The following is a 23702-nucleotide window of genomic DNA, read 5'->3' as shown; positions in this document are numbered from 1 at the left end:
TCGGTGCTGCTTTTTTTTTGCGGCCGTGTATTATTGATCTCTTCGTTGCTATAGGAATGTAGTTTTAAAATGGCTGAATCTAATAAGCGTAAAGATTATAAAGTTGATGCATTAAAAACGGCACCGCATTCGATCGAAGCTGAGCAATCGGTACTCGGTGGCCTAATTTTAAATAACCAAGCTTGGGACAATGTGTCTGAGCATGTTATTAAAGAAGATTTCTATTTACGGTCTCACAGTATTATTTTTGTGGCTATGCAAAACCTACTTGAGCATGGCAAACCTATTGATATTATAACTCTTTCTGAGTATTTAGAGTTAAATGACGAGCTCGATGCGGTTGGTGGCTTTGCATACTTATTAGAGATCCAGAAAAACACGCCAAGTGCGGCTAATATTTTGGCCTATGCAGACATTGTTCGCGAGCGCGCGGTGGTGCGTGAAATGATTGCTGTGGCTAACAGTATTGTTGAGAGTGGCTTTGATCCTCAAGGGCGCAGTAGTATAGACCTTTTAGACGAAGCAGAAACAAAGGTATTTGCCATAGCGGAAGCGCGAGCAAAAAAAGATGAAGGGCCTGAAAATATTGCTGCAATTTTAAGTAAAACACTTGAGCGCATAGAGTTTTTAAGCCAGCAGAAAGACAATAGTGGCGTAACAGGAGTGGGTACCGGGTTCTATTTGCTCGACAAAATGACCACTGGCTTGCAAAAATCAGACTTGATTATTGTGGCCGGTCGACCATCAATGGGAAAGACCACCTTCGCTATGAACTTAGCAGAGCGAGCGGCCTTAAATGAAGATTATCCGGCCTTAGTGTTTAGTTTAGAAATGCCAGCAGAACAACTAATGATGCGGATGCTTGCTTCCCTAAGTCGCGTTGATCAAACAAAAATTCGTACCGGTAACTTAAACGATGACGATTGGGCGCGGTTAGGCTCGGCAATGAACGTACTTAAAGACAAAGGTAAGCTTTATATAGACGATGGTTCTAGTTTAACGCCTACTGAAGTTCGTTCTCGTGCGCGCCGAATTTATAAGGAGCACGAAGGGCTCAGTTTGATCATGGTGGACTACCTACAGCTAATGACAGTGCCGGGTATGCATGAAAACCGTACGCAGGAAATAGCAGAAATTTCTCGCTCGCTTAAAGCCCTTGCCAAAGAGTTAGATTGCCCTGTAGTGGCTTTGTCGCAGCTTAACCGTTCTCTTGAGCAGCGGGCTGACAAGCGTCCAATAAACTCGGACTTGCGGGAGTCTGGTTCAATAGAACAAGACGCCGACGTAATCATGTTTATCTATCGCGACGAGGTATACCATCCCGATACGACAGAAGACAAAGGGTTAGCTGAAATTATAATAGGCAAGCAACGAAATGGACCTATAGGGCGTATAAAGGTTAAGTTTCATGGCCAATTTTCACGCTTTGATAATTATGCTGACGGCGAAATTGGAGAGTTGTAAAAATGAGAGCAGCATGGGCCGCAATAGACTTGGCAGCGTTGTCAGATAATATTGACGTGATCCGGGAAGAAGCCGGAGCGCGCAAAATACTGGCAGTGCTTAAAGCAAATGCGTATGGGCATGGCTTAATTCGTATAGCACAAGAATTGCACGACGTAGACGCCATTGGTGTGGCTCGGCTCGAAGAGGCACTTGAGTTACGAGCTGCAGGTATTAGTCGGCCAATTGTCTTGTTAGAAGGCTTTTTTGCCGAAGACCAATTGCCAATGTTAGCCGCGAGCAATATTCAGCCGGTTATTCACCATCGCTGGCAGGTAAATGCGGTATTAAGTATTCAGGATTTACCTGAGCCATTAAAAGTATGGCTAAAAGTAGACACTGGTATGCATCGTCTTGGCGTTGAGCCAAATGAAGCTGAACGCTGGTTTAAAGCGTTAACTGAATCAAACAATGTAGCTTCGAGCCCTATTTTAATGAGCCATTTAGCCTGTGCAGACGAACCAGAGCATGAAAAAAACGAACAACAGTTGGCTTACTTTTCTAGCTTAGTTGCAAGCTTAAAGCCAGAAGCAACGTCTATAGCTAACTCTGGAGCGTTGTTTGCACGCTTAGGGCAAAGCCATGACTGGGTAAGGCCAGGCTTAGCCATGTATGGTATTAGCCCTTTTTTGCAAGACAATAAAGCTCTTAGCCCTCGCCTTAAACAATTGCGCCCAGTTATGAAACTGTGTGCTGACCTCATTTCTACGCGCGACATAAAAAAGGGCGATAGTGTAGGTTATGGCTCGGCATGGACAACCTCGCGCGACACTCGTATTGGTATAGTAGCCATAGGCTATGGTGACGGTTATCCACGTTTGGCGCCGCAAGGTACGCCCGTGTGGATTGACGGCAAGCGTTATCCGCTGGTGGCTCGTGTTGCTATGGATATGGTGACGGTAGACTTAGGACCAGGTTCAACGATGGAGCCAGGCAAAACAGCAGAGCTTTGGGGGCCAAACTTGCCAGTAGAAGAGATTGCTCAGCATGTGGGTACAGTGGCGTACGAGCTATTGTGTAACGTTGCGCGGCGGGTAACCTTAGTTTACTAACAAAGGTTTATACTTGGTGCGCTTAAGCCAACAGCTAAAGCGCACAGCAGGCGACTAAACTTTATCGAAACAAATTTCTAAAAATGCTTTTCCAGCGGCATGATTAAACGGCATGATAATGCGGGGGCCGTCTGAACGGTGCTTAATGGTATGGTTCATGCCCGACACCACCACCGGCGATGCCATATTAAACTCGAAGCCTTTGTCGCCTAATATACGTTTTGCCCCACCAGTGACCATGTTGGTTATTTCACCCACCATATCAATTACGTCGTCGTCGATTGAGGCAGGCTTTTCGCCTAGCATTTTATGCATAATTTCAATGGCTAAGCCTTCTTCAAAAGAAATTGAAAAAGAGCCTTTGGTTTGTGGGCCTATCATACCTATTAAGCCTGACACATCGCCTCGTGCGCGGTCGTCTTTTTTCAGCGCAGGCTTGCCAGGTTGTAAGTCTATTTGCGCCATCATAGACAACACGTTTTGTAATGACGAAAGAAACGGGTTTACAAAATCTACGTTCATCTCAATTATACATCCTAGTATGGAAACTTTAGTAACTAAGGCTGTTCGCGGCAATTACTACAAATGCCATGTGCCTCTACGGTTTGGTGGTGCAAATCGAACCCATGTTTGCTGGCCTGCTCAACCATAGCATTGTCTACACCCGACGAGTGTACTTCTTGTACGCTACGACAGTCCATGCAAATTAGCATTTGCGCCACATGTTGGTGGTCGAAATGTGTACACAGCACATAACTGTTTGTAGACGATATTTTATGCACGAAACCTTGTTCTTGCAGAAAGTCTAGTGCTCGATAAATAGTTGGTGGCTTGGCATTAGGCACCGCTTCTTTAAGTAAGTCGAGCAAGTCGTAGGCGCCAATAGCGTCGTCACGACCCGACAAAATACGAAAGACCTCGCTGCGAGTAGGAGTCATACGCACTCCTCTTTTCTCGCAGGCTGCTTTGGCCTGAGCTAATAGTTTTTCAGTGTTTATAGTCGTCATAGGCCAAGTATATCACGCAAAAGAAGTTGGGGTAATGTGCTTGTGCTTTGAGTTGCTGTGTGGTTATTTAAACCAATGAAATTAAAACTATTGTCTTATAGAGAGGGAATCATGTCGACAGTACTTATAAGTTTTTTAGGGCGTAGTAAAAAGGAAGAGGGGAATTACCGTACTACAGTTTATTCATTAGAAGGTAAACAGCAGCCGCCAACAGCCTATGTTGGCTACTTACTGCGCGAGTACTATAAGCCAAAAAAAAATGGTGGTATTAGGTACTGCCGGCAGTATGTGGGACAATTTGTTTGAAATTAATCTCGACTTGGGTGAACTAGAAGACCAACTTATACAATTGGTTGACTCAGTAGAGCTTCAAGCGGTGGCTCAAAGTCAATTAACAGAGTTGGCACCGTTATTAGGTAAGGCCTTAGGTTGCGAGGTCGAGTTAACGATAATACCTGCGGCTCGTAACCAACAAGAACAAATTCAAGTGTTGCAAAGTATTGCCGACGCAACTTTTGGTGCCGAGAAGCTAACGCTAGATGTTACCCACGGCTTTCGCCATTTACCCATGCTGGCTTACACCGCCATTTTATACTTACAAACAGTACAGCCGCAGCTGCGAGTAGAGCATATTTTATATGGCGAGTATGACCCAGAAACGGGGAAAGGCGAAATTCATGATTTGGTTGGCTTGGTTAAAATAAGCAACTGGCAAAACGCCATACAGCACAGTGAAACAACCGGCGATTACAGCCAAGTTAGTGAGCTAGTGGTAGATAAGGAAATAGGCGGTTGGCTTAAAGAAGCATCTTTTTATGAAAACACGCACAGAGCCGGACAAGCGCGCAGCCCATTAAAGAAAGTCCGTAATAAAATAAGTAATGAACCACTTACCGGGCCAGCTGCATTATTCCAACCATTATTATTAGAACGTACCAGTTGGGTGGAGGAAAACTTACTCTATCAACGGCAAAGAGCCCAAGCCTACAGGTCATTAGAGCGGAAAGACTTTTTACGTGCTGCGTTATACGGCTTTGAGGCTTTTATTACCCGAAAAGTGCAAGAAATTGCAGGGGCGGGTAGTAATGTTGCCCAATACGAGCAGCGAAGAAAAATACAGGAAGAAGAGTTAGATGGCCCTGCATACTGGCGCACTGACGAAGCCAAAGCATATAAAATGCTCCGTAATATTCGTAACACCCTAGCCCATGGTAATCAAAACAGCGCTAAAGAAGTACAGCAAGCGCAATTCACTCTGCGCAGCAGCGGGATAAAAAATTAAAAGAGTTGCTTGAAGAGTTATTGCCGTTAACGAACACTTGATCGTAAAGTCCGGACGTAACTTAAAAGACAAATGCACATTTTTACGGCATAATTCACTGGTATTTTTTGCCACTTGAGTTGAGTAAATCATTGTCTGAACATTCATTAATCCCTGTAGCTGTGCCCTCAAATTCACCATTTGGGGCGCACCGCCATTCTTATTCTGTCGCCCCTATGCTCGACTGGACGGATCGACATTGTCGGTTTTTCCATCGCCAACTTTCAAGTTCGGTGTTGCTGTATACAGAAATGGTAACCACGGGTGCCATTATTTATGGCAAATATGACTTACTTGAATACAACCCTGAAGAACACCCAGTGGCATTGCAGCTAGGTGGCAGTGATGTAAACGACTTAGCCCAATGCGCGCGTTTAGCAGCAGAGCGTGGCTACGATGAAATTAACTTAAATGTTGGCTGCCCCTCAGACCGAGTACAAAACGGTAGTTTTGGTGCTTGCTTAATGGCAGAACCCAAGTTGGTGGCCGATTGTATTAAAGCCATGCAAGACGCTGCACCAGATGTACCTGTAACGGTAAAAACTCGTTTAGGAATAGACGAACAAGACAGCTATGAATTTTTATGTGCGTTACTTGATCAGCTCAGTGAAGTGTCGTGCCCACGGGTTATACTTCACGCGCGTAAAGCTTGGCTAAAAGGTTTAAGCCCGAAAGAAAACCGCGACATTCCGCCCCTCGATTATGATCGAGTATACCAAGCGAAGCGTGATTATCCTCATTTTGACTTACATATAAATGGTGGTATTCAAACCCTAGCTGAAGGGCGAGCGCATTTACAGCATGTGGACGGTGTAATGATTGGCCGTGCGGCTTATCAAAATCCATGGTTGTTGCAAGGCATTGACGAACAACTTGGAGGCCAACCCCTGGTAGATGAACGCTTTGTGGTAGTTGAACGGATGTTTCCCTATATAGAGCGCTATATTGCTGAAGGGGGGCGCTTTTGGCACGTGGTGCGACACATGCTTGGGTTGTACCAAGGATTACCAGGAGCACGCCAATGGCGGCGCTTACTAAGCGAGCAAGGTCCACGCGCAACGTCGATACAGCCTTTAGTTGATGGACAAAAACTCTTGCTCGAGCAGGCTGAAAAAGCGGCAGAACACCAAGCCGCTGCGGCTGATGCCCTCGAAGGGGTTCTAAAAGTCTGATAGGTTGTTAAATATCTTTTAAAGTTTCTTATAAATTGGACAACATCATGAAATTAAAGTTATTAAGTAGTGTAATTGCGGCAACCTTATTTAGTGTACCTTTGTTAGCTCAGGATATTGTCGTTAGTGAGCAAGCACGTGCCATTGCTAAGAACTCGATTATTATAGATACGCATGTGGACGCCCCTTGGCGTTTAATAAATGACTGGGAAGACCTAACCCAAGCCGCTGAGCGGGGTGACTTTGATTATGAACGTGCTGTAGCGGGTGGCTTGAATGCCCCATTTATGGCTATTTATATCCCGTCGTCTTATGAAGAAAAGGGCGCGTATACGTTAGCAAATCATTTAATCGACTTTGTTGAGTCGATGGTTTATCGCGCACCTGAAAAGTATGCAATTCCATATTCAGCAGACGACATTGAAAAACATTTTACTGCAGGCTTAATTTCCTTACCTATGGGCATTGAAAATGGCGCTCCTATAGAAGGAAAACTGGAGAACTTACACCATTTCCATAAGCGTGGAGTGCGTTACATTACGCTAACCCATGGTGAAGACAACCATATTTCAGACTCGTCGTACGATACTAAAAATACTTGGCAAGGCCTTAGCCCTTTCGGCAAAACCCTTGTAGCGGAAATGAACCGTATTGGCATGATAGTAGATATTTCTCATGTTTCAGACTTGGCTTTTTATGATGTTATTGAAACCACGAAAACACCGGTATTAGCTACCCACTCGTCGGCGCGCCACTTTACTCCGGGTTGGCAACGCAATATGAGTGACGACATGATTAAAGCCTTGGCAAAAAACGGTGGTGTAATACAGGTAACCTTTGGCTCTACTTTTGTTACTCGTGAAGCAAACCAGCACCGTGCCCGCATACAGCGCTTGGCAGACAATATTAATGAAAGCTTAGGTAAAGATACCCCAGCGGCGGAAGCTGCTATTGCCGAGATGCGGGCAAACAACCCTTTTCCTTATGCGCACTTAAATCATGTACTCGATCATATTGATCATATTGTTAAGCTAGTGGGTATTGAGCATGTAGGCCTAGGTTCGGACTACGACGGTGTAGGCGATTCGTTACCAGTTGGCCTAAAAGATGCCAGCGCCTTTCCTAACCTTATTCAAGGCTTACTGGACAGAGGGTATTCGAAGCAGCAAATTGATTTAATTTTGCACGGTAATACATTGCGAGTATGGCGTGCGGTAGAAGCTTACGCTGACAGTAAACATTAAAAGTTTGGAAATATGTTAATAATTCATTAAGGTAAGCTCATTGTTAGATGGATTTGGGCTTTTTTTATTAATTATTAGGTGTTTCTATGCCAACAATGATTGTTGTAGACGATTTTTTTGGAAATGTTAAAGAATTAAGGGAAGCTGCTTTAAAGCTTACTTACCCAGCGCAAGAGGGTCCTTACCCTGGCAGAAACTCAGTGGAAAGAATAACCTTAGCTGGGTTAACAGAAGAAGTGTCGCGACTTGTAGGCGAGCCTTTAGTTGCTCTCGATAAAGATCAAGCACATGCAAAGTGCCGAATAGCCTTAGGAACCGATGTTGGCAAAGCGAAAGTGCATGTTGACCCTTCGCATTGGTCGGGCATTCTGTATTTAAGTGACCCTGAGCATTGCCAGGGCGGAACGGAATTTTTTCGTCATCGCGAAACCAACACCGATCGTGCTCCATTAAGTGATCATGAAGCAATGCAGTTATTTGGAGCTTCATCAGCAAAAGACTGGACAGCAAACTTGCTTGATCGCGATTCACTTGACGAAAGCAAATGGGAAATGACCATGCGTGTGCCTATGCGCTTTAATCGACTGGTGCTCTTGCGTCCTTGGTTGTGGCATACAGCTGGGGAGTCGTTTGGCGACACCATTGAGAATGGTAGGCTTATTTACTTAATGTTTTTTGCATCAGCAAAAACAATGAAATAATAGAACCTATATTAGGTTGACATCTGTGGGCAAATCTTTATAATTCGCCCACGTCAGAATTTAGACGTTGTATTTGCAGGCCAAGAGCATGTTTGTTCGTGGTTTGTCACAACAGCCCCGATATGGGGTTGAACGGTGGTTTAAAAAGCTCCCACTTTTCGCTAGCGTGCGATTAAGTGGCGTGTTTTTTTATGCTCTTTTTATAAATGCTCTTTTGGATGAGGCTTTGATATGTCAAGTCAAAGAATTCGAATTCGCCTGAAAGCCTTCGATCACCGCTTAATCGACTTGTCGACAGCGGAAATCGTAGACACAGCGAAACGCACGGGTGCGCAGGTACGTGGACCAATTCCATTACCTACTCGTAAAGAAAAATTCACTGTGTTGACTTCCCCGCACGTGAATAAAGACGCACGTGACCAGTACGAAATTCGTACCCACAAGCGCCTTATCGATATCATTGAGCCTACTGATAAGACAGTAGACGCTCTGATGCGTTTAGACCTGGCTGCTGGTGTTGATGTACAAATCAGCCTGGGCTAAGTGAGCAACAAGATTCTGGATAAGAGGTTTTAATATGGCTATTGGTCTAGTCGGTCGTAAAGTAGGAATGACACGTATCTTCCAAGAAGATGGCGTTTCAGTACCTGTGACTGTGATCGAAGTGCTATCAAACCGTGTCACCCAGATAAAGACTCTGGAGACAGACGGTTACCGTGCACTTCAGGTGACCACTGGCAGCAAAAAAGCGAATCGAGTCACAAAACCAGCAGCTGGACACTTTGCGAAAGCAGGTGTTGAAGCTGGCCGCGGTTTATGGGAATTCCGCCTAAACGGGGAAGAAGGTAGTGACATCGAAGTAGGCTCTGAGCTGACAGTCGAACTATTTAATGAAACAAAATTAGTAGACGTAACCGGTACCTCAAAGGGTAAAGGTTTTCAAGGTGGTATTAAGCGTTGGAACTTCGCTGGCCAAGATCAAACTCACGGTAACTCTGTATCACACCGTGCTCTTGGTTCAACGGGTCAAAACCAGTCCCCTGGTAAAGTTTTTAAAGGTAAGAAAATGCCAGGGCAAATGGGTAACGTGCGCGTAACTGTGCAATCCCTTGAAGTTGTCCGAGTTGACGCTGAGCGCAACTTACTTCTGGTTAAGGGTGCTGTCCCAGGTGCTTCTGGTGGCAACATTATCGTTAAACCAGCGGTTAAAGCGTAACGTCTGAGGAGATTAGTGATGGAATTAGCATTAAAAGACGCGAAAGGCGCTCTTGAAGTTTCCGAAGCTACCTTTGGACGTGAGTACAATGAAGCTTTGGTGCATCAGGTTGTTGTAGCCTATGCGTCAGGCGCACGTCAAGGTAGCCGAGCACAAAAAACGCGTTCTGAAGTATCTGGTGGTGGGGCTAAGCCTTGGCGCCAAAAAGGTACCGGTCGCGCTCGTGCAGGAACTACACGTAGTCCAATCTGGCGTTCTGGTGGCGTAACTTTCGCAGCCAAACCACAAGATCACAGCCAGAAAGTAAACAAGAAAATGTATCGTGGTGCTTTAAAAAGCATTTTGTCAGAACTGGTTCGTCAAGACCGTTTATTAGTTGTTGAAAACTTCAGTGTTGAAACACCGAAGACCAAAGAATTAGTAGCGAAGTTGAAAGGACTAGATCTTCAAAACGTTCTGATCGTAACGAAAGACGTTGACGAGAACTTATTCCTTGCTTCACGCAACCTACATAAAGTAGATGTTCGTGACGTACAGGGTATAGACCCAGTCAGTCTAATTGCGTTCGAGAAAGTACTGTTCACCGCTGATGCAGTGAAGCAGCTTGAGGAGGCATTAGCATGATTCGTGAAGAGCGTTTACTAAAGGTACTCTTAGCACCTCACGTGTCAGAGAAAGCAACTCTGACAGCGGAGCAAGACAACACAGTTGTCTTCAGGGTAGTTAAAGATGCAACGAAAGCAGAAATTAAAGCTGCTGTAGAGAAACTGTTCGAAGTCGAAGTGACCGGCGTACGTACTCTTAACGTAAAAGGTAAAACTAAGCGTTTTGGTGCACGTTCAGGCAAACGAAGCGATTGGAAAAAAGCTTACGTAACCCTGGGTGAAGGTGCGGACATCGATTTCGTTGGCGGCGCTGAGTAAACAGGAGGATATTGAAAATGGCTGTTGTTAAACAGAAGCCTACATCCCCGGGTCGTCGTCACGTCATTAAAGTCGTTGGCCAAGACCTATATAAGGGTAAGCCTTATGCTCCATTACTGGAGAAGAACAGTAAAAGTGGCGGTCGTAACCACCACGGTCGTACTACTGTTCGTCATATCGGTGGTGGGCACAAGCATCACTATCGTCTGATCGACTTCAAACGCAACAAAGACGGTATTCCGGCGAAAGTTGAACGTATTGAATACGATCCGAATCGTTCTGCGAACATTGCATTGGTTTTATATGCAGATGGCGAACGTCGTTATATTCTGGCTCCAAAAAGCCTGAAAGTAGGTGACCCGGTTATGTCTGGTTTAGACTCTCCGATCAAGCCTGGTAACGCCATGCCAATGCGTAATATTCCAGTTGGTAGTGTTATTCACGCTGTTGAAATGAAACCAGGTAAAGGTGCGCAAATTGCACGTTCTGCTGGTGCTTATGTTCAACTAATTGCGCGTGATGGCATTTACGTAACTGTTCGTTTACGTTCAGGCGAAGTTCGTAAAATATTAGCTGATTGTCGTGCAACTATCGGTGAAGTTGGTAATGCTGAACACATGCTCAAGCAATTGGGTAAAGCTGGTGCATCGCGCTGGCGTGGCATTCGTCCTACCGTTCGTGGTGCTGCCATGAACCCGGTTGACCACCCACACGGTGGTGGTGAAGGCCGGACATCAGGTGGACGTCATCCAGTTACACCATGGGGTGTTCCTACGAAGGGTTACAAAACTCGTAAGAACAAAAGTACTGACAAGTACATCGTGCGTCGTCGCACTAAATAGGCAAGGGGTTGAAGAATGCCACGTTCTCTTAAAAAAGGTCCATTTATTGACCTTCACCTACTTAAAAAGGTGGAGAAAGCGATGGAAAGCGGGGACAAGAAGCCAGTTAAAACTTGGTCTCGTCGTTCAATGATCATTCCAGATATGATTGGTTTGACCATCGCTGTTCATAACGGTCGCCAGCATGTGCCAGTATTCATTTCAGACGAAATGATTGGCCACAAGCTTGGTGAGTTTGCTCCGACTCGTACTTATCGCGGCCACGTCGCTGATAAGAAAGCGAAGAAACGGTAGAGGTGAATATAATGGAAGCTATTGCTAAACATAAGTTTGCCAACCTTTCTCCGCAGAAGGGGCGTCTGGTAGCGGATCAAATCCGTGGCCAAAACGTTGCGCAAGCGCTCGAAACTTTGGCTTATAGTCCAAAGAAAGCAGCTGTGTTGATTCGTAAAGTACTTGAATCAGCTATTGCGAATGCAGAGCACAACGAAGGTGCCGACATTGATGAGTTGAGAATTTCAGCTATCACTGTCGACGAGGGTCCCACGATGAAGCGAATTAAGCCAAGAGCTAAAGGTCGCGCGGATCGTATCTTGAAGCGTACCAGCCACATTACTGTGGTTGTGTCAGATAGCTAGGAGATAAGTTATGGGTCAGAAAGTACATCCTAATGGTATCCGCCTAGGTATCACTAAGCCATACAATGCAACATGGTATGCAGATTCAAAGGACTTCGCGGATAACCTACATAGTGATCATCAGGTTCGAGAGTTTTTGAACAAAGAGCTAAAAAGCGCTTCTGTTTCAAGAATAGTAATTGAGCGCCCAGCGAAAAGTGTGCGTGTGACCATTCACACAGCTCGCCCTGGTGTGGTGATTGGAAAGAAAGGTGAAGACGTTGAGAAATTGCGTCAAGCAATTTCAAAGCTCACCGGCGTACCTGCTCAGATAAACATTGCTGAAGTGCGTAAGCCAGAGCTCGACGCCAAATTGGTTGGTGAGAATATCGCTGGTCAATTAGAGCGCCGCGTTATGTTCCGTCGTGCTATGAAGCGCGCAGTTCAAAATGCTATGCGTTTAGGTGCTAAAGGTATCAAGGTTGAAGTAAGCGGCCGTTTAGGTGGAGCTGAAATTGCTCGTACTGAATGGTATCGTGAAGGTCGTGTTCCATTGCATACATTGCGTGCGGACATTGACTACGCGACAGCTGAAGCTGCAACCACTTACGGTATCATTGGCGTTAAAGTTTGGGTTTTCCGTGGTGAAATCTTGGGCGCAATGCCTGTTCAAGAAGAGCAACAGCAACCGAAACCAGCTAAGCGCGGCAAAGGTCGTAAGTAAGGAGAAGCGAAATGTTACAACCTAAGCGTATGAAATTCCGCAAGGTGCAAAAGAGCCGCAACCGTGGTCTGGCGCAAACTGGTAACAAAGTTAGCTTCGGTACTTATGCTCTTAAAGCAACTGAACGTGGTCGTATGACCGCGCGTCAGATCGAAGCTGGCCGACGTGCCATGACTCGTCACGTTAAGCGTCAAGGTAAAATCTGGATTCGCGTATTCCCAGACAAGCCAATTAGCCAGAAGCCTCTTGAGGTGCGTATGGGTAAAGGTAAGGGAAGCGTAGAATACTGGGTATGTCAGATTCAGCCAGGCCGTGTTCTATATGAAATGGATGGTGTTTCTGAAGAGGTGGCACGTGAAGCGTTCCGCCTAGCGGCACGTAAACTGCCATTCAAAACTACCTTTGTTACTCGGACGGTGATGTAATGAAAGCAAGCGAATTGAAAGCTAAAAGCGTTGATGAGCTGAATCAAGAGCTGCTTGGCCTATTGCGTGAGCAATTCAACCTGCGCATGCAAACAGCCACCGGCCAGCTAAACCAGACTCATTTGTTAAGACAAGTGCGTAGAAATATCGCACGTGTTAAGACAGTGCTTAACGAGAAGGCAGGTGCATAATGACTGAAGCCAAAAACATCCGTACTTTGCAGGGCCGTGTGGTCAGCGATAAAATGGATAAGTCTATCGTAGTAGCAATTGAGCGTCGGGTTAAGCACCCACTATATGGTAAGTACATGAACCGTACTACTAAAGTTCATGCTCATGACGAAGACAATACCTGCCGTGAAGGCGACTTAGTAACAATCCGGGAAACACGTCCGGTGTCTAAGACGAAATCATGGGCGTTGGTAGAAGTACTTGAGAAATCAACTCAGATTTAATCTCTGTTGATAACTCTTATAAAAAGGCGACCTTAGGGTCGCTTTTTTTATTCACAGCTAAAATAATGTTAGGGTTTAAACCTGAACATTAACAAGGAAACTTAGGGGCAAATAGGTGTTGTTATTCAGCCATTTGGTGTAATGCCGTATAACTCTCATAGTTATTTCTTCAGCTCTAACTTCTATCTCGGGCTAGAGGACAATAATGGTTCTGGTATTAAGTTTAGTAAACGTTCCGAACGCTGGGATTTTGATATTGCCTTTATGCTTAACGATGAACTTGGTGGCGTAACTGGTGCCGCCCGTAGTAGTGCCGACCGTTACGCCGATGATGTGGTGGGTATTCGTTTGCCTGGTGAAGGTAGTTACGACGAGCCATTGCAGCGTGCCGCTGAAAATAACACCTTAATGTTGCGGGCTGCACGAAAGTGGAATTTAGCACATGGGCAAAAGCTAGAGCTTGGCATTTCGGGCCACTATGGTGATTTCAATGACGGCCAGAATTCAATTGGCGAACGAGAAAACTTTGCCGTACATGCGGTTTATAATAATGGCCCATGGGAAATTCAGGGTCAGTTTGCTACTTACGACTATAATATGGACGTGGCTAATGAAGGAGTTATTATTGCTGCCTACGCCTATTATGACACCATACCGGAATCGGCTGATTCATTAACAGCAAACATTGCTTATAATTTGCCCGTTAGCTTGGGCCCTATTACTAATTTAACCTTTTATAATAATTACAGTTTAGTTACTAATAAAAAGGGTTTGCATGACGACACTGTAATGAATGTAACTGGGGTGGCTATTAGCGCAGGTGGTATGTTTACTTATGTAGACTTTGTCAATGCCAAGAACCAGCCATTTATAAATGGCTCGATTGGGCAAGATGGAGGTTCCACCGAACAGCGCTTTAATATAAACTTCGGCTTCTACTTTTAGTTGGCAACCTTAAATAGCTAGCAGTATGAGCCACCTAACTACTCGGGTACTTAAATGAAGTGCCCGAAATATGGTTTTATTCCTCATTAGACTATCTTCTGGTTAATTTTCTTGTTACAATTCTGCGCCCTTTAATAGGGGACTTCTCTCATTGGTTTTGAGAGGGGGTTGTAGCTTAGACTCGGGAGAGTCTGGTTTATTTTAAACTCAAGCGGAGCACTGAGATGATCCAAATGCAAACTATGCTGGATGTGGCCGATAACTCCGGCGCGCGCAGCGTAAAGTGTATTAAGGTTCTAGGTGGTTCGCACCGCCGTTATGCGAACATTGGCGATATCATCAAAGTTACTGTGCGGGAAGCAATTCCACGCGGTAAGGTGAAAAAAGGCGATGTTCTTAATGCGGTGGTCGTTCGCACCCGGAAAGGCGTCCGTCGTTCAGACGGCTCTGTTATCCGTTTTGACCGCAACGCGGCTGTGTTGTTAAACGCAAACACTCAGCCTATTGGCACTCGTATCTTCGGTCCGGTGACTCGTGAATTGCGCGGTGAGCAATTCATGAAAATTATTTCACTGGCACCAGAAGTACTATAAGGAGTCCACTATGGCGGCAAAAATAAGACGTGATGACGAAGTAATTGTGCTAGCAGGTAAGGACAAAGGGAAGCGCGGCAAAGTGCTTTCAGTTCTAACTGGCGAACAGCGCGTTATAGTTGAAGGCGTTAACGTAATTAAGAAGCATCAGAAATCAAACCCGGCAATGAATGAGCCAGGTGGCATTATTGAAAAAGAAGCCTCAATTGATGTATCTAACGTTGCAATCTTCAACCCGACGACTAGCAAAGCAGATCGAGTTGGTTTTAGAATGGAAGGCGACAAAAAAGTTCGCTTCTTCAAATCTACCAACGAAATCATTTAATTAAGTTTGGAGTATAATACGATGGCGAAACTGCATGGTGTTTACAAAGATACTGTAGTTCCTGAACTGATGAAACAGTTCGGCTACACCAGTATCATGCAAGTCCCTCGGATTGAGAAAATCACCCTGAATATGGGTGTTGGTGATGCCCTAACTGACAAAAAAGTGTTAGACAATGCTGTTGCAGACCTAGAAGCTATTTCAGGTCAGCGCGTAGTACGCACTGTTGCACGTAAGTCGGTTGCAGGCTTCAAAATCCGTGAAGGCTTCCCTATTGGTTGTAAAGTGACTTTGCGCGGTGAGCGTATGTGGGATTTCCTACAACGCCTCATTTCGATCGCAATTCCTCGTATTCGTGACTTTCGTGGTCTGAATGCGAAGTCTTTCGATGGTCGCGGAAACTACAGCATGGGTGTTCGTGAACAAATTATTTTCCCAGAAATCGATTACGACAAGGTTGACCGGGTACGTGGTTTGGACATTACGATCACTACGAATGCGCAGAGCGACGATGAAGCTCGTGCATTGCTGTCTGCCTTTAACTTCCCATTTAGAAAGTAGGTGTAGAGTTATGGCAAAAGTTTCAATGAAAATGCGTGAGCTCAAGCGTACACAGCTTGTAGCCAAGTTCGCTGAAAAGCGTCGCGCACTGAAGGCGATTATCGCAGACCCTGCGTCTAGCGACGAACAACGTTGGGAAGCTGTTCTTGATTTACAGAAACTCCCTCGTGATTCTAGTGCAATCCGTCAGCGTAATCGCTGTCGCGTCACTGGACGTCCTCATGGTTATCTTCGCAAGTTTGGTATGAGCCGTATTAAGGTTCGTGAAAAAGCTATGCGTGGTGAAATTCCTGGCTTGAAAAAAGCTAGCTGGTAAGCGACGAATCACGGGAGAAAGCAAATATGAGCATGCAAGATCCAATTGCGGATATGTTCACTCGAATTCGCAACGCTCAAGCGGCGAACAAAGTGACAGTGAAAATGCCAGCGTCTAAGCAAAAAGTAGCAATTGCTAAAGTATTGCAAGACGAAGGTTACATCACCGGTTACGAAGTCGAGTCAAGCATAAAGCCAGAGCTGGAAATTACTCTGAAATACTTCGAAAACAAACCTGTTATCGAATCAATTCAACGAGTAAGCCGTCCTGGTCTGCGTATATACAAGAAGCGTAACGAGTTACCAACCGTAATGGGTGGGCTTGGTATCGCAGTAATTTCAACTTCTAAAGGCCTGATGACCGACCGCGCTGCACGTAGTGCAGGGTTAGGTGGCGAGATTCTAGGTTACGTAGCTTAACGGAGGTAGGATATGTCACGTATTGCGAAAGCACCTGTTGCTATACCTGCTAACGTTGAAGTTACGTTAAACGGCCAGGAAGTAACAATCAAAAGTGGACAAAATGTACTTTCACGCTCATTTAATGAAGCAGTTGAAATTGTACAGGAAGAGCAAGAGCTGCGCACTTTACCTCGTGAAGGTATGGCTAATGCAGTAGCCCAAGCGGGTACCGCTCGTTCACTATTACACAATATGGTTCAAGGCGTTTCCCAGGGCTTCGAGCGCAAACTAACCCTCGTTGGTGTTGGTTACCGTGCACAAGCTCAAGGCAACAAACTGAACTTAAGTTTAGGCTTCTCACACCCTGTGGTGTTTGATGTGCCAGCAGGAATTACTGTTGAAACACCAACACAAACAGAAATAGTGGTGAAAGGCGCCGATAAACATATGGTTGGCCAAGTTGCAGCGAACATCAGAGCATACCGTAAGCCTGAGCCTTATAAAGGTAAAGGTATACGTTATAGCGATGAAGATGTGCGCCGTAAAGAAGCCAAGAAAAAGTAGGGTAATACGATGGACAAAAAAGCAGCTCGCTTACGTCGTGCTACTCGCGCACGTAAAAAAATACAAGAGTTGGGTGGAAACCGTTTGGTTATCTTCCGTAGCCCGCGTCATATTTATGCGCAGGTGATTGCTGAAGGTGGCTCAGAAGTTATAGCCACTGCATCAACTGTTGAAACTGTTATCCGTGAGCAAGTAAAAAGCTCAGGTAACATAGACGCCGCTAAAGTGGTCGGGAAAGTAGTTGCCGAGCGCGCGAAAGAGAAAGGTGTTGAAACTGTATCTTTCGATCGTAGCGGATACAAGTACCACGGTCGTGTTGCTGCACTGGCAGATGCTGCCCGTGAAGCAGGACTGCAGTTCTAGGAGACGAACATGGCAAATAACGAAGCTCAAACCGGAGAACTGGTGGAAAAGCTCATCACGGTCAACCGCGTCTCTAAAGTGGTTAAAGGTGGTCGCATCTTTAGCTTCACTGCACTGACTGTGGTAGGCGATGGCCAAGGCAAAGTCGGATTCGGCTATGGTAAGGCCCGTGAAGTTCCAGCAGCAATCCAGAAAGCGATGGAAAAAGCCCGTCGTAACATGGTAACTGTACAGCTAAACAATGGTACTCTGCAGCACCCTGTTAAAGGGCGCCACTCAGGGTCTAACGTGTTCATGCAGCCTGCATTCGAAGGTACCGGTATTATTGCCGGTGGTGCGATGCGTGCTGTATTGGAAGTGGCAGGCGTGCATAACGTTCTGTCTAAAGCGTATGGTTCAACAAACCCAATCAACGTTGTCCGCGCAACAATCAAGGCCCTGGAAGCTATGAGCTCACCAGAGCAGATTGCTGCAAAACGCGGGCTTTCTGTTGAAGCAATTACGGGGTAGTTAACGATGGCTAAGAAAACAATTAAAGTTACTCAGATCAAAAGTGGCATTGGTCGCTTACCTAAGCACCGTGCAACACTTGTAGGACTGGGTTTACGCCGCATTAATCATACGGTTGAACTGGTAGATACACCTTCAGTTCGCGGTATGATTAACCGGGTTAACTATATGGTTAAGGTGGAGGGTTAAATTATGTTTTTAAACACTCTAGCACCTGCACCAGGTTCTAAGACTACCAAAAAGCGCGTAGGTCGTGGTATTGGTTCAGGTCTTGGTAAAACTGGTGGTCGCGGTCACAAAGGTCTGAAGTCACGTTCAGGCGGAACTGTGGCGCCCGGATTTGAAGGTGGTCAGACGCCTATGCAGCGTCGTCTACCAAAGTTTGGTTTTACTTCACGTGTTTCAGGGGTTACTGCTGAAGTTACATTGAATGAAATCGGAAAAGTCAGCGGCGACACAGTAACTTTGAATACGTTGAAAGAAGCTGGGCTTGTTACTAAAAACATTCGTTTTGTAAAAGTAATTAAGTCTGGTGAAATCAGTCGTTCAGTTACCGTGCAAGGCATTAAAGTCACCAACGGCGCGCGCGAAGCTATCGAAGCGGCCGGCGGAAAAATCGAAGGATAATTGACCCATGGCTAAACCAGGATTGGAAAAGTCTAGTGCGAAAGGCGGATTGTCTGAGCTCAAATCACGCTTGTTATTTGTGCTTGGGGCAATCATAGTATTTCGTGCTGCTTCTTTCGTGCCGATTCCTGGAATAGATGCCGCGGTATTGGCAGATGTGATCGCACAGCAACAAGGTACCATAGTGGCCATGTTTAACATGTTCAGTGGTGGTGCTTTGGAGCGTGCGTCTATTCTTGCGTTAGGTATTATGCCTTATATAACCTCTTCAATTATTATGCAGCTGTTATCTGTGGTTCATCCAAAGTTAGCAGAGATAAAAAAAGAAGGGGAATCAGGGCAACGTAAGATCAGCCAGTATACGCGCTGGGGTACTTTAGTATTGGCAACCGCGCAGTCCATCGGGATTGCAACCGGCTTACCAAACCTAATACCAGGGTTGGTTCAAAACCCTGGCTTTGCCTTTTATTTCACTGCTGTTGTTAGTTTAGTTACCGGCACCATGTTTTTAATGTGGTTAGGTGAACAAATTACCGAGCGTGGTATAGGCAATGGTATCTCCATTATCATCTTCGCTGGAATCGTGGCTGGATTACCTTCTGCCGTCGGTCAAACTGCAGAACAGGCACGTCAGGGCGACCTGCACATGCTGTTACTGTTACTGATTGGCGTAGTCGTATTTGCGGTGACGTATTTAGTTGTATTTGTAGAGCGCGGACAGCGTAAAATCGTGGTAAACTATGCCAAACGCCAACAAGGGCGTAAGGTGTTCGCCGCGCAGACATCACATTTGCCATTAAAAGTTAATATGGCTGGTGTGATTCCGCCGATTTTCGCATCTAGCATCATTCTTTTTCCTGGTACCATTGCCACATGGTTTGGTTCAGGGGAAGGAGCGGTTGCTAACGTATTGCAGGAAGTTGCGTTGACTTTGTCACCGGGACAACCACTGTACGTTATGCTCTATGCTGCGGCGATTATATTCTTCTGTTTCTTCTATACTGCGTTGGTGTTTAACCCTCGCGATACAGCAGATAACTTGAAGAAATCTGGTGCATTTATTCCAGGTATTCGTCCAGGTGAACAAACGTCACGTCACATTGATAAGGTAATGACGCGTCTGACATTAGCCGGCGCTATATACATTACATTTATCTGTTTGGTACCTGAGTTTATGATGATCGCATGGAATGTGCAGTTCTACTTCGGTGGTACTTCACTTCTGATTATTGTAGTGGTCACCATGGATTTCATGGCACAAGTACAAACTCATATGATGTCACATCAATATGAGTCGGTGCTGAAAAAAGCAAACCTTAAAGGCTTTGGCCGATAAGAAAGCACATTACGGAGAATAGCAATGAAAGTTCGTGCTTCCGTTAAGACAATCTGCCGGAATTGCAAGATCGTCAAACGTCACGGCGTAGTTCGTGTACTTTGCACAGATCCAAAGCATAAACAACGGCAGGGTTAACAAAGAAACAGCACAGTCCGGTGGGAACGTCGGGCTGTGTTTTAATTGCAATTAGGTAACCGGTTGAGTATCCTAACGGGCTTTTCAACCTGGCGCCCATTTAACCATAGGAGATATGTTAGTGGCCCGTATAGCTGGCATTAACGTCCCTGACAATAAGCATGCAGTCATTGCACTGACATCGATCTACGGTGTAGGCCGTACCCGCTCAATGGAAATTCTTGCGAGTGTTGGTATTGCTGAAACGACTAAGATTGGTAGCTTGTCAGAGGCCGAATTAGACAAAATCCGCGAAGAAGTTGCTAAATATGCAGTAGAAGGTGACCTTCGTCGTGAAGTTTCAATGAACATAAAACGTTTGATGGACCTCGGTACTTACCGTGGTATGCGTCATCGCCGCAGCTTACCTCTGCGTGGTCAGCGTACTAAAACGAATGCGCGAACCCGTAAAGGTCCGCGTAAACCGATTAAGAAGTAAGGAGAATAGGCAATGGCTAAAACACCTACTCGCACTCGGAAGCGCGTTAAAAAGCAGGTAACCGACGGTATGGCGCACATTCATGCGTCTTTCAACAACACAATCATCACCATTACAGACCGTCAGGGTAATGCCCTGTCGTGGGCTACTTCTGGGGGCTCAGGCTTCCGTGGCTCACGTAAGTCTACGCCGTTTGCAGCTCAGGTAGCAGCAGAAAAGGCGGGTGAAGTGGCGAAAGAATACGGATTGAAGAATCTTGAAGTGTTTGTAAAAGGTCCAGGACCAGGTCGCGAATCTTCAGTTCGCGCACTGAATGCGATCGGTTACAAAATCACAAGCATTACTGATGTGACACCGATTCCTCATAACGGTTGCCGTCCGCCCAAGAAACGTCGCGTTTAATTGGCGTGATACGATAGTTGGAGAAAGAACATGGCTAGATATTTGGGTCCAAAACTCAAACTAAGTCGTCGCGAAGGAACCGACTTGTTCCTGAAAAGCGGCGTACGTGCAATAGACACCAAGTGTAAATTGGAAACTGCACCAGGACAGCACGGTGCCCGTCGTGGTCGTCTGTCTGATTACGGCGTTCAATTGCGTGAAAAACAAAAAGTTCGCCGTATGTTTGGCGTACTTGAAAAACAGTTTCGTAATTACTACAAAGAAGCAGCTCGTTTAAAAGGCAATACAGGTGAGAACTTGTTAGTTCTTTTAGAAAGTCGTCTCGATAACGTTGTATACCGTATGGGTTTTGCCTCAACACGTGCTGAAGCACGTCAGCTGGTAAGCCACAAAGGTATAGTTATTAATGGTCGCGTAGTAAATATTCCTTCCTACCAGGTTAAAGCTGATGACGTAGTGAGCATTCGTGAAAAAGCGAAAAAGCAAGCGCGTATCATGGCTGCTCTAGAATTAGCAGAGCAACGTGAAAAGCCGATCTGGGTCGAAGTGGATACGAAGGAAATGCAAGGCATTTTCAAACGTAATCCAGAACGCACTGACCTGTCTGCAGATATTAACGAACAGTTGATCGTAGAGCTTTACTCTAAGTAAGGCCTCAGCATAAAGAGAGGACATAATGCAGGGTTCTGTAACCGAATTTCTGAAACCACGGCTCGTAGAAATCGAGCAAATCAGCACCAACCGCGCTAAGGTAACGTTGGAGCCGCTGGAGCGTGGCTTTGGTCATACGCTGGGCAATGCGCTCCGTCGTATTTTTCTATCTTCAATGCCGGGTTGTGCCGTAACTGAAGTGGAAATTGAAGGCGTGCAGCATGAATACAGCACGAAAGAAGGTGTCCAGGAAGACATCATTGAAATCCTGCTCAACCTGAAAGGTCTCGCTGTAATTTTACACGGCAAAGACGAAGCTGTGTTAACTTTAAGTAAGTCTGGTGCGGGCGTAGTAACGGCAGGGGATATTACAACTGACGGTGATGTAGAAATTATAAATCCGCAACACGTTATTTGTACTTTAACCGGTGACACTGAACTTAAGATGCAACTTAAAGTTGAGCGCGGTCGCGGTTACGTCCCTGCAAGCGCACGTGAGCAGAACGACGAAGAAGGTCGTACTATTGGTCGCTTGCTGGTAGATGCTTCTTTCAGTCCAGTTGAGCGTATTGCTTACACCGTTGACTCTGCGCGAGTAGAGCAACGTACGGATTTAGACAAGTTGATTATCGATATGGAAACCAACGGAACTCTAGATCCTGAAGAAGCAATTCGTCGCGCTGCTACCATTTTAGCTGAACAGCTAGATGCGTTTGTAGAGTTGCGTGATAAGAGCGAGCCGGAAGAGAAAGAAGAAAAGCCAGAGTTCGATCCAATCTTGTTGCGTCCGGTGGATGATCTTGAGCTGACTGTACGTTCTGCAAACTGTTTAAAAGCAGAAGCGATTCAGTATATTGGTGATTTAGTACAGCGTACCGAGGTGGAGTTATTGAAAACACCGAACCTGGGTAAGAAGTCGTTAACAGAAATTAAAGACGTACTTGCATCACGTGGGCTTTCTTTAGGCATGCGCCTAGAAAACTGGCCACCAGCAAGCCTGTTAGATAACGACTAAGTTTCCCCTAGATCACTGGGTAGAAAGTATTACAAAAAAGGGTATTTGGTATGCGCCATCGTAAAAGTGGTCGTCAACTTAACCGCAACAGCAGCCATCGCAAAGCGATGTTTAGCAACATGGCAAGTTCATTGGTTCGTCACGAAGTGATCAAAACCACTGTGCCAAAAGCTAAAGAGCTGCGTCGCGTCATCGAGCCTTTGATTACATTGGCTAAAGAAGACAGTGTTGCAAACCGCCGTTTGGCATTTGCACGCACACGCGACAAAGAAGTCGTTGGTATTTTGTTTAACGAGTTAGGTCCACGTTATTCAGAGCGTCCGGGTGGTTACACTCGCATTCTTAAATGTGGTCTCCGTACTGGTGACAAAGCGCCTATGGCTTTTGTTGAGTTAGTTGGTCGTCCGATAAACGACGAAGTTGCTGAAGAAATTTTTACTGAAGAGTAACTAATTCTTGCTAAGCAATCTGAAGAGCGGAGTCTATTTAGGCTCCGTTTTTTTTTGTTCAAACGGTGTGCCTATATGAACATTGTGCAAGGGCCTGCTAGCAGCCATAATAAATAAGCTTAAAAATTATAGGAGAAATGTATGCCAAGTTTTGATGTTGTATCAGAAATCGACAAAGTCGAATTAAAACATACTGTGGATAATGCGAACCGTGAACTTTCTACTCGATTCGACTTTCGTGGTGTAGAAGCTTCTATTGAATTAAAAGACTTAACCGTTACATTGAAAACTGAATCAGACTTTCAGGTTCGGCAGTTACTCGACATTTTGCGTAGTAATGCTACAAAACGTGGTATTTCTTTAGCGGGTGTCGATATTGAAGATGAACCCGTACATAGCGGCAAAACGTTCAGTTTCAATGTCACCTTTAAACAAGGGATTGATCAACCCTTGGCTAAACAGATCGTTAAACTAATAAAAGACTCCAAGCTGAAAGTACAAGCCTCTATTCAAGGTGACAAGGTACGCATTAATGGAAAAAAGCGGGATGATCTTCAACAAACAATCGCATTACTTAAAAATTCAGACATTGAACTGCCTTTACAATACGAAAATTTTCGCGAGTAGAGTAGAAATAAACTTATTTTAAACTTTAAAATGCGGCTTTCTGTGGATTATTTCCACAAAGTGCGCACAAAAGCAGCAGTCAGAATAAATAATTGAAAAAGGGCTTGATCAAACCGCGGAGATCTCTATAATTCGCTTCCGTTGTCAGGCACAAACCTAACAACAGGCACGAAGCAAGCGGAAAGAAATAAAGATCGAAA

At 45.3% G+C, this 23702-nt stretch carries 38 protein-coding genes; 36 read left to right on the top strand and 2 right to left on the bottom strand.

The window, feature by feature from the left end:
- Nucleotides 1-69 precede the first annotated feature (69 nt).
- Nucleotides 70-1464, top strand: coding sequence for a replicative DNA helicase (dnaB, locus tag M1L23_RS10385; protein ID WP_252627302.1), 1395 nt, complete (start codon nucleotides 70-72; stop codon nucleotides 1462-1464).
- A 2-nt stretch (nucleotides 1465-1466) separates the two neighbouring features.
- Nucleotides 1467-2555: an alanine racemase gene (alr, locus tag M1L23_RS10380; protein WP_252627301.1), complete on the top strand. Its 1089-nt coding sequence runs from the start codon at nucleotides 1467-1469 to the stop codon at nucleotides 2553-2555.
- A gap of 54 nt (nucleotides 2556-2609) precedes the next feature.
- Here the strand turns inward: alr and M1L23_RS10375 are convergent, their stop codons facing one another.
- Nucleotides 2610-3077 (bottom strand): chemotaxis protein CheX, encoded by a 468-nt coding sequence (locus M1L23_RS10375; RefSeq protein ID WP_252627300.1) that lies wholly within the window; start codon nucleotides 3075-3077, stop codon nucleotides 2610-2612.
- A gap of 35 nt (nucleotides 3078-3112) precedes the next feature.
- The gene (gene zur, locus M1L23_RS10370; protein WP_252627299.1) at nucleotides 3113-3562 is read right to left on the bottom strand and encodes a zinc uptake transcriptional repressor Zur; all 450 of its coding nucleotides are present in this window, start codon (nucleotides 3560-3562) and stop codon (nucleotides 3113-3115) included.
- A 217-nt stretch (nucleotides 3563-3779) separates the two neighbouring features.
- On the opposite strand from zur, the gene csx2 reads away from it, so the two are divergent.
- The 34 genes from csx2 to M1L23_RS10200 all read left to right on the top strand — a co-directional run bounded on the left by csx2 (nucleotide 3780) and on the right by M1L23_RS10200 (nucleotide 23502).
- Nucleotides 3780-4844, top strand: a complete 1065-nt coding sequence (csx2, locus tag M1L23_RS10365) for a TIGR02221 family CRISPR-associated protein (RefSeq protein ID WP_256473751.1) — start codon at nucleotides 3780-3782, stop codon at nucleotides 4842-4844.
- A 161-nt stretch (nucleotides 4845-5005) separates the two neighbouring features.
- The gene (gene dusA / locus M1L23_RS10360; RefSeq protein ID WP_338021844.1) at nucleotides 5006-6055 is read left to right on the top strand and encodes a tRNA dihydrouridine(20/20a) synthase DusA; all 1050 of its coding nucleotides are present in this window, start codon (nucleotides 5006-5008) and stop codon (nucleotides 6053-6055) included.
- A gap of 47 nt (nucleotides 6056-6102) precedes the next feature.
- Nucleotides 6103-7299, top strand: a complete 1197-nt coding sequence (locus M1L23_RS10355; RefSeq protein WP_252627297.1) for a dipeptidase — start codon at nucleotides 6103-6105, stop codon at nucleotides 7297-7299.
- An 86-nt stretch (nucleotides 7300-7385) separates the two neighbouring features.
- Nucleotides 7386-8000 (top strand): DUF6445 family protein, encoded by a 615-nt coding sequence (locus M1L23_RS10350; RefSeq protein ID WP_252627296.1) that lies wholly within the window; start codon nucleotides 7386-7388, stop codon nucleotides 7998-8000.
- Between the two features lie 231 nt (nucleotides 8001-8231).
- Nucleotides 8232-8543, top strand: coding sequence for a 30S ribosomal protein S10 (gene rpsJ, locus M1L23_RS10345; RefSeq protein ID WP_252627295.1), 312 nt, complete (start codon nucleotides 8232-8234; stop codon nucleotides 8541-8543).
- Between the two features lie 34 nt (nucleotides 8544-8577).
- Nucleotides 8578-9216 (top strand): 50S ribosomal protein L3, encoded by a 639-nt coding sequence (rplC, locus tag M1L23_RS10340; RefSeq protein WP_252627294.1) that lies wholly within the window; start codon nucleotides 8578-8580, stop codon nucleotides 9214-9216.
- 18 nt (nucleotides 9217-9234) lie between these two features.
- On the top strand, nucleotides 9235-9840 hold the full coding sequence (gene rplD / locus M1L23_RS10335) for a 50S ribosomal protein L4 (RefSeq protein ID WP_252627293.1): 606 nt from the start codon (nucleotides 9235-9237) through the stop codon (nucleotides 9838-9840).
- Entirely contained in the window at nucleotides 9837-10139 is a 303-nt protein-coding gene (gene rplW / locus M1L23_RS10330; RefSeq protein ID WP_252627292.1) for a 50S ribosomal protein L23, read from the top strand. The genes rplD and rplW overlap by 4 nt, the downstream gene beginning before the upstream one ends.
- Nucleotides 10140-10156: 17 nt before the next feature.
- Nucleotides 10157-10981: a 50S ribosomal protein L2 gene (gene rplB / locus M1L23_RS10325; RefSeq protein ID WP_252627291.1), complete on the top strand. Its 825-nt coding sequence runs from the start codon at nucleotides 10157-10159 to the stop codon at nucleotides 10979-10981.
- A gap of 15 nt (nucleotides 10982-10996) precedes the next feature.
- Nucleotides 10997-11275 (top strand): 30S ribosomal protein S19, encoded by a 279-nt coding sequence (gene rpsS, locus M1L23_RS10320; RefSeq protein WP_252627290.1) that lies wholly within the window; start codon nucleotides 10997-10999, stop codon nucleotides 11273-11275.
- A gap of 11 nt (nucleotides 11276-11286) precedes the next feature.
- Nucleotides 11287-11619: a 50S ribosomal protein L22 gene (rplV, locus tag M1L23_RS10315; protein WP_252627289.1), complete on the top strand. Its 333-nt coding sequence runs from the start codon at nucleotides 11287-11289 to the stop codon at nucleotides 11617-11619.
- Nucleotides 11620-11629: 10 nt separating this feature from the next.
- Nucleotides 11630-12322 (top strand): 30S ribosomal protein S3, encoded by a 693-nt coding sequence (gene rpsC / locus M1L23_RS10310; protein WP_252627288.1) that lies wholly within the window; start codon nucleotides 11630-11632, stop codon nucleotides 12320-12322.
- 11 nt (nucleotides 12323-12333) lie between these two features.
- A complete protein-coding gene (rplP, locus tag M1L23_RS10305) occupies nucleotides 12334-12747 on the top strand; it encodes a 50S ribosomal protein L16 (RefSeq protein WP_252627287.1) in 414 nt (137 codons plus the stop codon).
- Nucleotides 12747-12938, top strand: a complete 192-nt coding sequence (rpmC, locus tag M1L23_RS10300; protein ID WP_252627286.1) for a 50S ribosomal protein L29 — start codon at nucleotides 12747-12749, stop codon at nucleotides 12936-12938. Before rplP ends, rpmC begins: the two co-directional genes overlap by 1 nt.
- Nucleotides 12938-13201, top strand: a complete 264-nt coding sequence (rpsQ, locus tag M1L23_RS10295; RefSeq protein ID WP_252627285.1) for a 30S ribosomal protein S17 — start codon at nucleotides 12938-12940, stop codon at nucleotides 13199-13201. The genes rpmC and rpsQ overlap by 1 nt, the downstream gene beginning before the upstream one ends.
- A 141-nt stretch (nucleotides 13202-13342) precedes the next feature.
- Complete coding sequence (locus M1L23_RS10290) at nucleotides 13343-14146, top strand: hypothetical protein (RefSeq protein WP_252627284.1); 804 nt, start codon at nucleotides 13343-13345, stop codon at nucleotides 14144-14146.
- Between the two features lie 224 nt (nucleotides 14147-14370).
- The gene (gene rplN, locus M1L23_RS10285; RefSeq protein ID WP_252627283.1) at nucleotides 14371-14739 is read left to right on the top strand and encodes a 50S ribosomal protein L14; all 369 of its coding nucleotides are present in this window, start codon (nucleotides 14371-14373) and stop codon (nucleotides 14737-14739) included.
- Between the two features lie 10 nt (nucleotides 14740-14749).
- Complete coding sequence (gene rplX, locus M1L23_RS10280) at nucleotides 14750-15064, top strand: 50S ribosomal protein L24 (RefSeq protein WP_252627282.1); 315 nt, start codon at nucleotides 14750-14752, stop codon at nucleotides 15062-15064.
- A 21-nt stretch (nucleotides 15065-15085) separates the two neighbouring features.
- The gene (gene rplE, locus M1L23_RS10275; RefSeq protein WP_252627281.1) at nucleotides 15086-15625 is read left to right on the top strand and encodes a 50S ribosomal protein L5; all 540 of its coding nucleotides are present in this window, start codon (nucleotides 15086-15088) and stop codon (nucleotides 15623-15625) included.
- A 10-nt stretch (nucleotides 15626-15635) separates the two neighbouring features.
- On the top strand, nucleotides 15636-15941 hold the full coding sequence (rpsN, locus tag M1L23_RS10270) for a 30S ribosomal protein S14 (protein WP_252627280.1): 306 nt from the start codon (nucleotides 15636-15638) through the stop codon (nucleotides 15939-15941).
- Nucleotides 15942-15967: 26 nt separating this feature from the next.
- Nucleotides 15968-16360, top strand: a complete 393-nt coding sequence (gene rpsH / locus M1L23_RS10265; RefSeq protein WP_252627279.1) for a 30S ribosomal protein S8 — start codon at nucleotides 15968-15970, stop codon at nucleotides 16358-16360.
- Between the two features lie 12 nt (nucleotides 16361-16372).
- Nucleotides 16373-16906 carry a 50S ribosomal protein L6 gene (gene rplF, locus M1L23_RS10260; protein ID WP_252627278.1) on the top strand — a complete coding sequence of 178 codons (534 nt, stop codon included), beginning with the start codon at nucleotides 16373-16375 and terminating at the stop codon, nucleotides 16904-16906.
- Between the two features lie 9 nt (nucleotides 16907-16915).
- Complete coding sequence (gene rplR / locus M1L23_RS10255) at nucleotides 16916-17269, top strand: 50S ribosomal protein L18 (protein ID WP_252627277.1); 354 nt, start codon at nucleotides 16916-16918, stop codon at nucleotides 17267-17269.
- Nucleotides 17270-17278: 9 nt separating this feature from the next.
- Entirely contained in the window at nucleotides 17279-17779 is a 501-nt protein-coding gene (gene rpsE / locus M1L23_RS10250; RefSeq protein WP_252627276.1) for a 30S ribosomal protein S5, read from the top strand.
- A gap of 6 nt (nucleotides 17780-17785) precedes the next feature.
- The gene (gene rpmD / locus M1L23_RS10245) at nucleotides 17786-17968 is read left to right on the top strand and encodes a 50S ribosomal protein L30 (RefSeq protein WP_252627275.1); all 183 of its coding nucleotides are present in this window, start codon (nucleotides 17786-17788) and stop codon (nucleotides 17966-17968) included.
- A gap of 3 nt (nucleotides 17969-17971) precedes the next feature.
- Nucleotides 17972-18406 (top strand): 50S ribosomal protein L15, encoded by a 435-nt coding sequence (gene rplO / locus M1L23_RS10240; RefSeq protein ID WP_252627274.1) that lies wholly within the window; start codon nucleotides 17972-17974, stop codon nucleotides 18404-18406.
- A gap of 7 nt (nucleotides 18407-18413) precedes the next feature.
- The gene (gene secY, locus M1L23_RS10235; RefSeq protein ID WP_252627273.1) at nucleotides 18414-19742 is read left to right on the top strand and encodes a preprotein translocase subunit SecY; all 1329 of its coding nucleotides are present in this window, start codon (nucleotides 18414-18416) and stop codon (nucleotides 19740-19742) included.
- Nucleotides 19743-19766: 24 nt separating this feature from the next.
- Nucleotides 19767-19880, top strand: a complete 114-nt coding sequence (rpmJ, locus tag M1L23_RS10230; RefSeq protein WP_252627272.1) for a 50S ribosomal protein L36 — start codon at nucleotides 19767-19769, stop codon at nucleotides 19878-19880.
- A gap of 121 nt (nucleotides 19881-20001) precedes the next feature.
- Nucleotides 20002-20358 (top strand): 30S ribosomal protein S13, encoded by a 357-nt coding sequence (gene rpsM / locus M1L23_RS10225; RefSeq protein WP_252627271.1) that lies wholly within the window; start codon nucleotides 20002-20004, stop codon nucleotides 20356-20358.
- A 12-nt stretch (nucleotides 20359-20370) separates the two neighbouring features.
- Nucleotides 20371-20760: a 30S ribosomal protein S11 gene (gene rpsK, locus M1L23_RS10220; protein ID WP_252627270.1), complete on the top strand. Its 390-nt coding sequence runs from the start codon at nucleotides 20371-20373 to the stop codon at nucleotides 20758-20760.
- A 30-nt stretch (nucleotides 20761-20790) separates the two neighbouring features.
- Nucleotides 20791-21411 (top strand): 30S ribosomal protein S4, encoded by a 621-nt coding sequence (gene rpsD / locus M1L23_RS10215; protein ID WP_252627269.1) that lies wholly within the window; start codon nucleotides 20791-20793, stop codon nucleotides 21409-21411.
- Between the two features lie 25 nt (nucleotides 21412-21436).
- Nucleotides 21437-22426, top strand: coding sequence for a DNA-directed RNA polymerase subunit alpha (locus tag M1L23_RS10210; RefSeq protein WP_252627268.1), 990 nt, complete (start codon nucleotides 21437-21439; stop codon nucleotides 22424-22426).
- Between the two features lie 50 nt (nucleotides 22427-22476).
- On the top strand, nucleotides 22477-22875 hold the full coding sequence (gene rplQ, locus M1L23_RS10205; RefSeq protein WP_252627267.1) for a 50S ribosomal protein L17: 399 nt from the start codon (nucleotides 22477-22479) through the stop codon (nucleotides 22873-22875).
- Nucleotides 22876-23016: 141 nt separating this feature from the next.
- Entirely contained in the window at nucleotides 23017-23502 is a 486-nt protein-coding gene (locus M1L23_RS10200) for a YajQ family cyclic di-GMP-binding protein (protein WP_252627266.1), read from the top strand.
- The last annotated feature ends 200 nt before the right edge of the window (nucleotides 23503-23702 follow it).

The sequence above is a fragment of the Aliidiomarina quisquiliarum genome (assembly GCF_023922585.1).
GTDB classification, from domain to species: domain Bacteria; phylum Pseudomonadota; class Gammaproteobacteria; order Enterobacterales; family Alteromonadaceae; genus Aliidiomarina; species Aliidiomarina quisquiliarum.
The sequence above is the reverse complement of the archived record's forward strand: the minus strand, read 5'-3'. Positions and strand labels throughout refer to the sequence as shown.

What these genes read in the sequence shown, in the direction of transcription:
- dnaB (WP_252627302.1), top strand. Translation starts at nt 70, where the DNA reads ATGGCTGAATCTAATAAGCGTAAAGATTATAAAGTTGATGCATTAAAA.
- alr (WP_252627301.1), top strand. Translation starts at nt 1,467, where the DNA reads ATGAGAGCAGCATGGGCCGCAATAGACTTGGCAGCGTTGTCAGATAAT.
- M1L23_RS10375 (WP_252627300.1), bottom strand. Translation starts at nt 3,077, where the DNA reads ATGAACGTAGATTTTGTAAACCCGTTTCTTTCGTCATTACAAAACGTG.
- zur (WP_252627299.1), bottom strand. Translation starts at nt 3,562, where the DNA reads ATGACGACTATAAACACTGAAAAACTATTAGCTCAGGCCAAAGCAGCC.
- csx2 (WP_256473751.1), top strand. Translation starts at nt 3,780, where the DNA reads ATGTTGGCTACTTACTGCGCGAGTACTATAAGCCAAAAAAAAATGGTG.
- M1L23_RS10355 (WP_252627297.1), top strand. Translation starts at nt 6,103, where the DNA reads ATGAAATTAAAGTTATTAAGTAGTGTAATTGCGGCAACCTTATTTAGT.
- M1L23_RS10350 (WP_252627296.1), top strand. Translation starts at nt 7,386, where the DNA reads ATGCCAACAATGATTGTTGTAGACGATTTTTTTGGAAATGTTAAAGAA.
- rpsJ (WP_252627295.1), top strand. Translation starts at nt 8,232, where the DNA reads ATGTCAAGTCAAAGAATTCGAATTCGCCTGAAAGCCTTCGATCACCGC.
- rplC (WP_252627294.1), top strand. Translation starts at nt 8,578, where the DNA reads ATGGCTATTGGTCTAGTCGGTCGTAAAGTAGGAATGACACGTATCTTC.
- rplD (WP_252627293.1), top strand. Translation starts at nt 9,235, where the DNA reads ATGGAATTAGCATTAAAAGACGCGAAAGGCGCTCTTGAAGTTTCCGAA.
- rplW (WP_252627292.1), top strand. Translation starts at nt 9,837, where the DNA reads ATGATTCGTGAAGAGCGTTTACTAAAGGTACTCTTAGCACCTCACGTG.
- rplB (WP_252627291.1), top strand. Translation starts at nt 10,157, where the DNA reads ATGGCTGTTGTTAAACAGAAGCCTACATCCCCGGGTCGTCGTCACGTC.
- rpsS (WP_252627290.1), top strand. Translation starts at nt 10,997, where the DNA reads ATGCCACGTTCTCTTAAAAAAGGTCCATTTATTGACCTTCACCTACTT.
- rplV (WP_252627289.1), top strand. Translation starts at nt 11,287, where the DNA reads ATGGAAGCTATTGCTAAACATAAGTTTGCCAACCTTTCTCCGCAGAAG.
- rpsC (WP_252627288.1), top strand. Translation starts at nt 11,630, where the DNA reads ATGGGTCAGAAAGTACATCCTAATGGTATCCGCCTAGGTATCACTAAG.
- rplP (WP_252627287.1), top strand. Translation starts at nt 12,334, where the DNA reads ATGTTACAACCTAAGCGTATGAAATTCCGCAAGGTGCAAAAGAGCCGC.
- rpmC (WP_252627286.1), top strand. Translation starts at nt 12,747, where the DNA reads ATGAAAGCAAGCGAATTGAAAGCTAAAAGCGTTGATGAGCTGAATCAA.
- rpsQ (WP_252627285.1), top strand. Translation starts at nt 12,938, where the DNA reads ATGACTGAAGCCAAAAACATCCGTACTTTGCAGGGCCGTGTGGTCAGC.
- M1L23_RS10290 (WP_252627284.1), top strand. Translation starts at nt 13,343, where the DNA reads ATGCCGTATAACTCTCATAGTTATTTCTTCAGCTCTAACTTCTATCTC.
- rplN (WP_252627283.1), top strand. Translation starts at nt 14,371, where the DNA reads ATGATCCAAATGCAAACTATGCTGGATGTGGCCGATAACTCCGGCGCG.
- rplX (WP_252627282.1), top strand. Translation starts at nt 14,750, where the DNA reads ATGGCGGCAAAAATAAGACGTGATGACGAAGTAATTGTGCTAGCAGGT.
- rplE (WP_252627281.1), top strand. Translation starts at nt 15,086, where the DNA reads ATGGCGAAACTGCATGGTGTTTACAAAGATACTGTAGTTCCTGAACTG.
- rpsN (WP_252627280.1), top strand. Translation starts at nt 15,636, where the DNA reads ATGGCAAAAGTTTCAATGAAAATGCGTGAGCTCAAGCGTACACAGCTT.
- rpsH (WP_252627279.1), top strand. Translation starts at nt 15,968, where the DNA reads ATGAGCATGCAAGATCCAATTGCGGATATGTTCACTCGAATTCGCAAC.
- rplF (WP_252627278.1), top strand. Translation starts at nt 16,373, where the DNA reads ATGTCACGTATTGCGAAAGCACCTGTTGCTATACCTGCTAACGTTGAA.
- rplR (WP_252627277.1), top strand. Translation starts at nt 16,916, where the DNA reads ATGGACAAAAAAGCAGCTCGCTTACGTCGTGCTACTCGCGCACGTAAA.
- rpsE (WP_252627276.1), top strand. Translation starts at nt 17,279, where the DNA reads ATGGCAAATAACGAAGCTCAAACCGGAGAACTGGTGGAAAAGCTCATC.
- rpmD (WP_252627275.1), top strand. Translation starts at nt 17,786, where the DNA reads ATGGCTAAGAAAACAATTAAAGTTACTCAGATCAAAAGTGGCATTGGT.
- rplO (WP_252627274.1), top strand. Translation starts at nt 17,972, where the DNA reads ATGTTTTTAAACACTCTAGCACCTGCACCAGGTTCTAAGACTACCAAA.
- secY (WP_252627273.1), top strand. Translation starts at nt 18,414, where the DNA reads ATGGCTAAACCAGGATTGGAAAAGTCTAGTGCGAAAGGCGGATTGTCT.
- rpmJ (WP_252627272.1), top strand. Translation starts at nt 19,767, where the DNA reads ATGAAAGTTCGTGCTTCCGTTAAGACAATCTGCCGGAATTGCAAGATC.
- rpsK (WP_252627270.1), top strand. Translation starts at nt 20,371, where the DNA reads ATGGCTAAAACACCTACTCGCACTCGGAAGCGCGTTAAAAAGCAGGTA.
- rpsD (WP_252627269.1), top strand. Translation starts at nt 20,791, where the DNA reads ATGGCTAGATATTTGGGTCCAAAACTCAAACTAAGTCGTCGCGAAGGA.
- M1L23_RS10210 (WP_252627268.1), top strand. Translation starts at nt 21,437, where the DNA reads ATGCAGGGTTCTGTAACCGAATTTCTGAAACCACGGCTCGTAGAAATC.
- rplQ (WP_252627267.1), top strand. Translation starts at nt 22,477, where the DNA reads ATGCGCCATCGTAAAAGTGGTCGTCAACTTAACCGCAACAGCAGCCAT.
- M1L23_RS10200 (WP_252627266.1), top strand. Translation starts at nt 23,017, where the DNA reads ATGCCAAGTTTTGATGTTGTATCAGAAATCGACAAAGTCGAATTAAAA.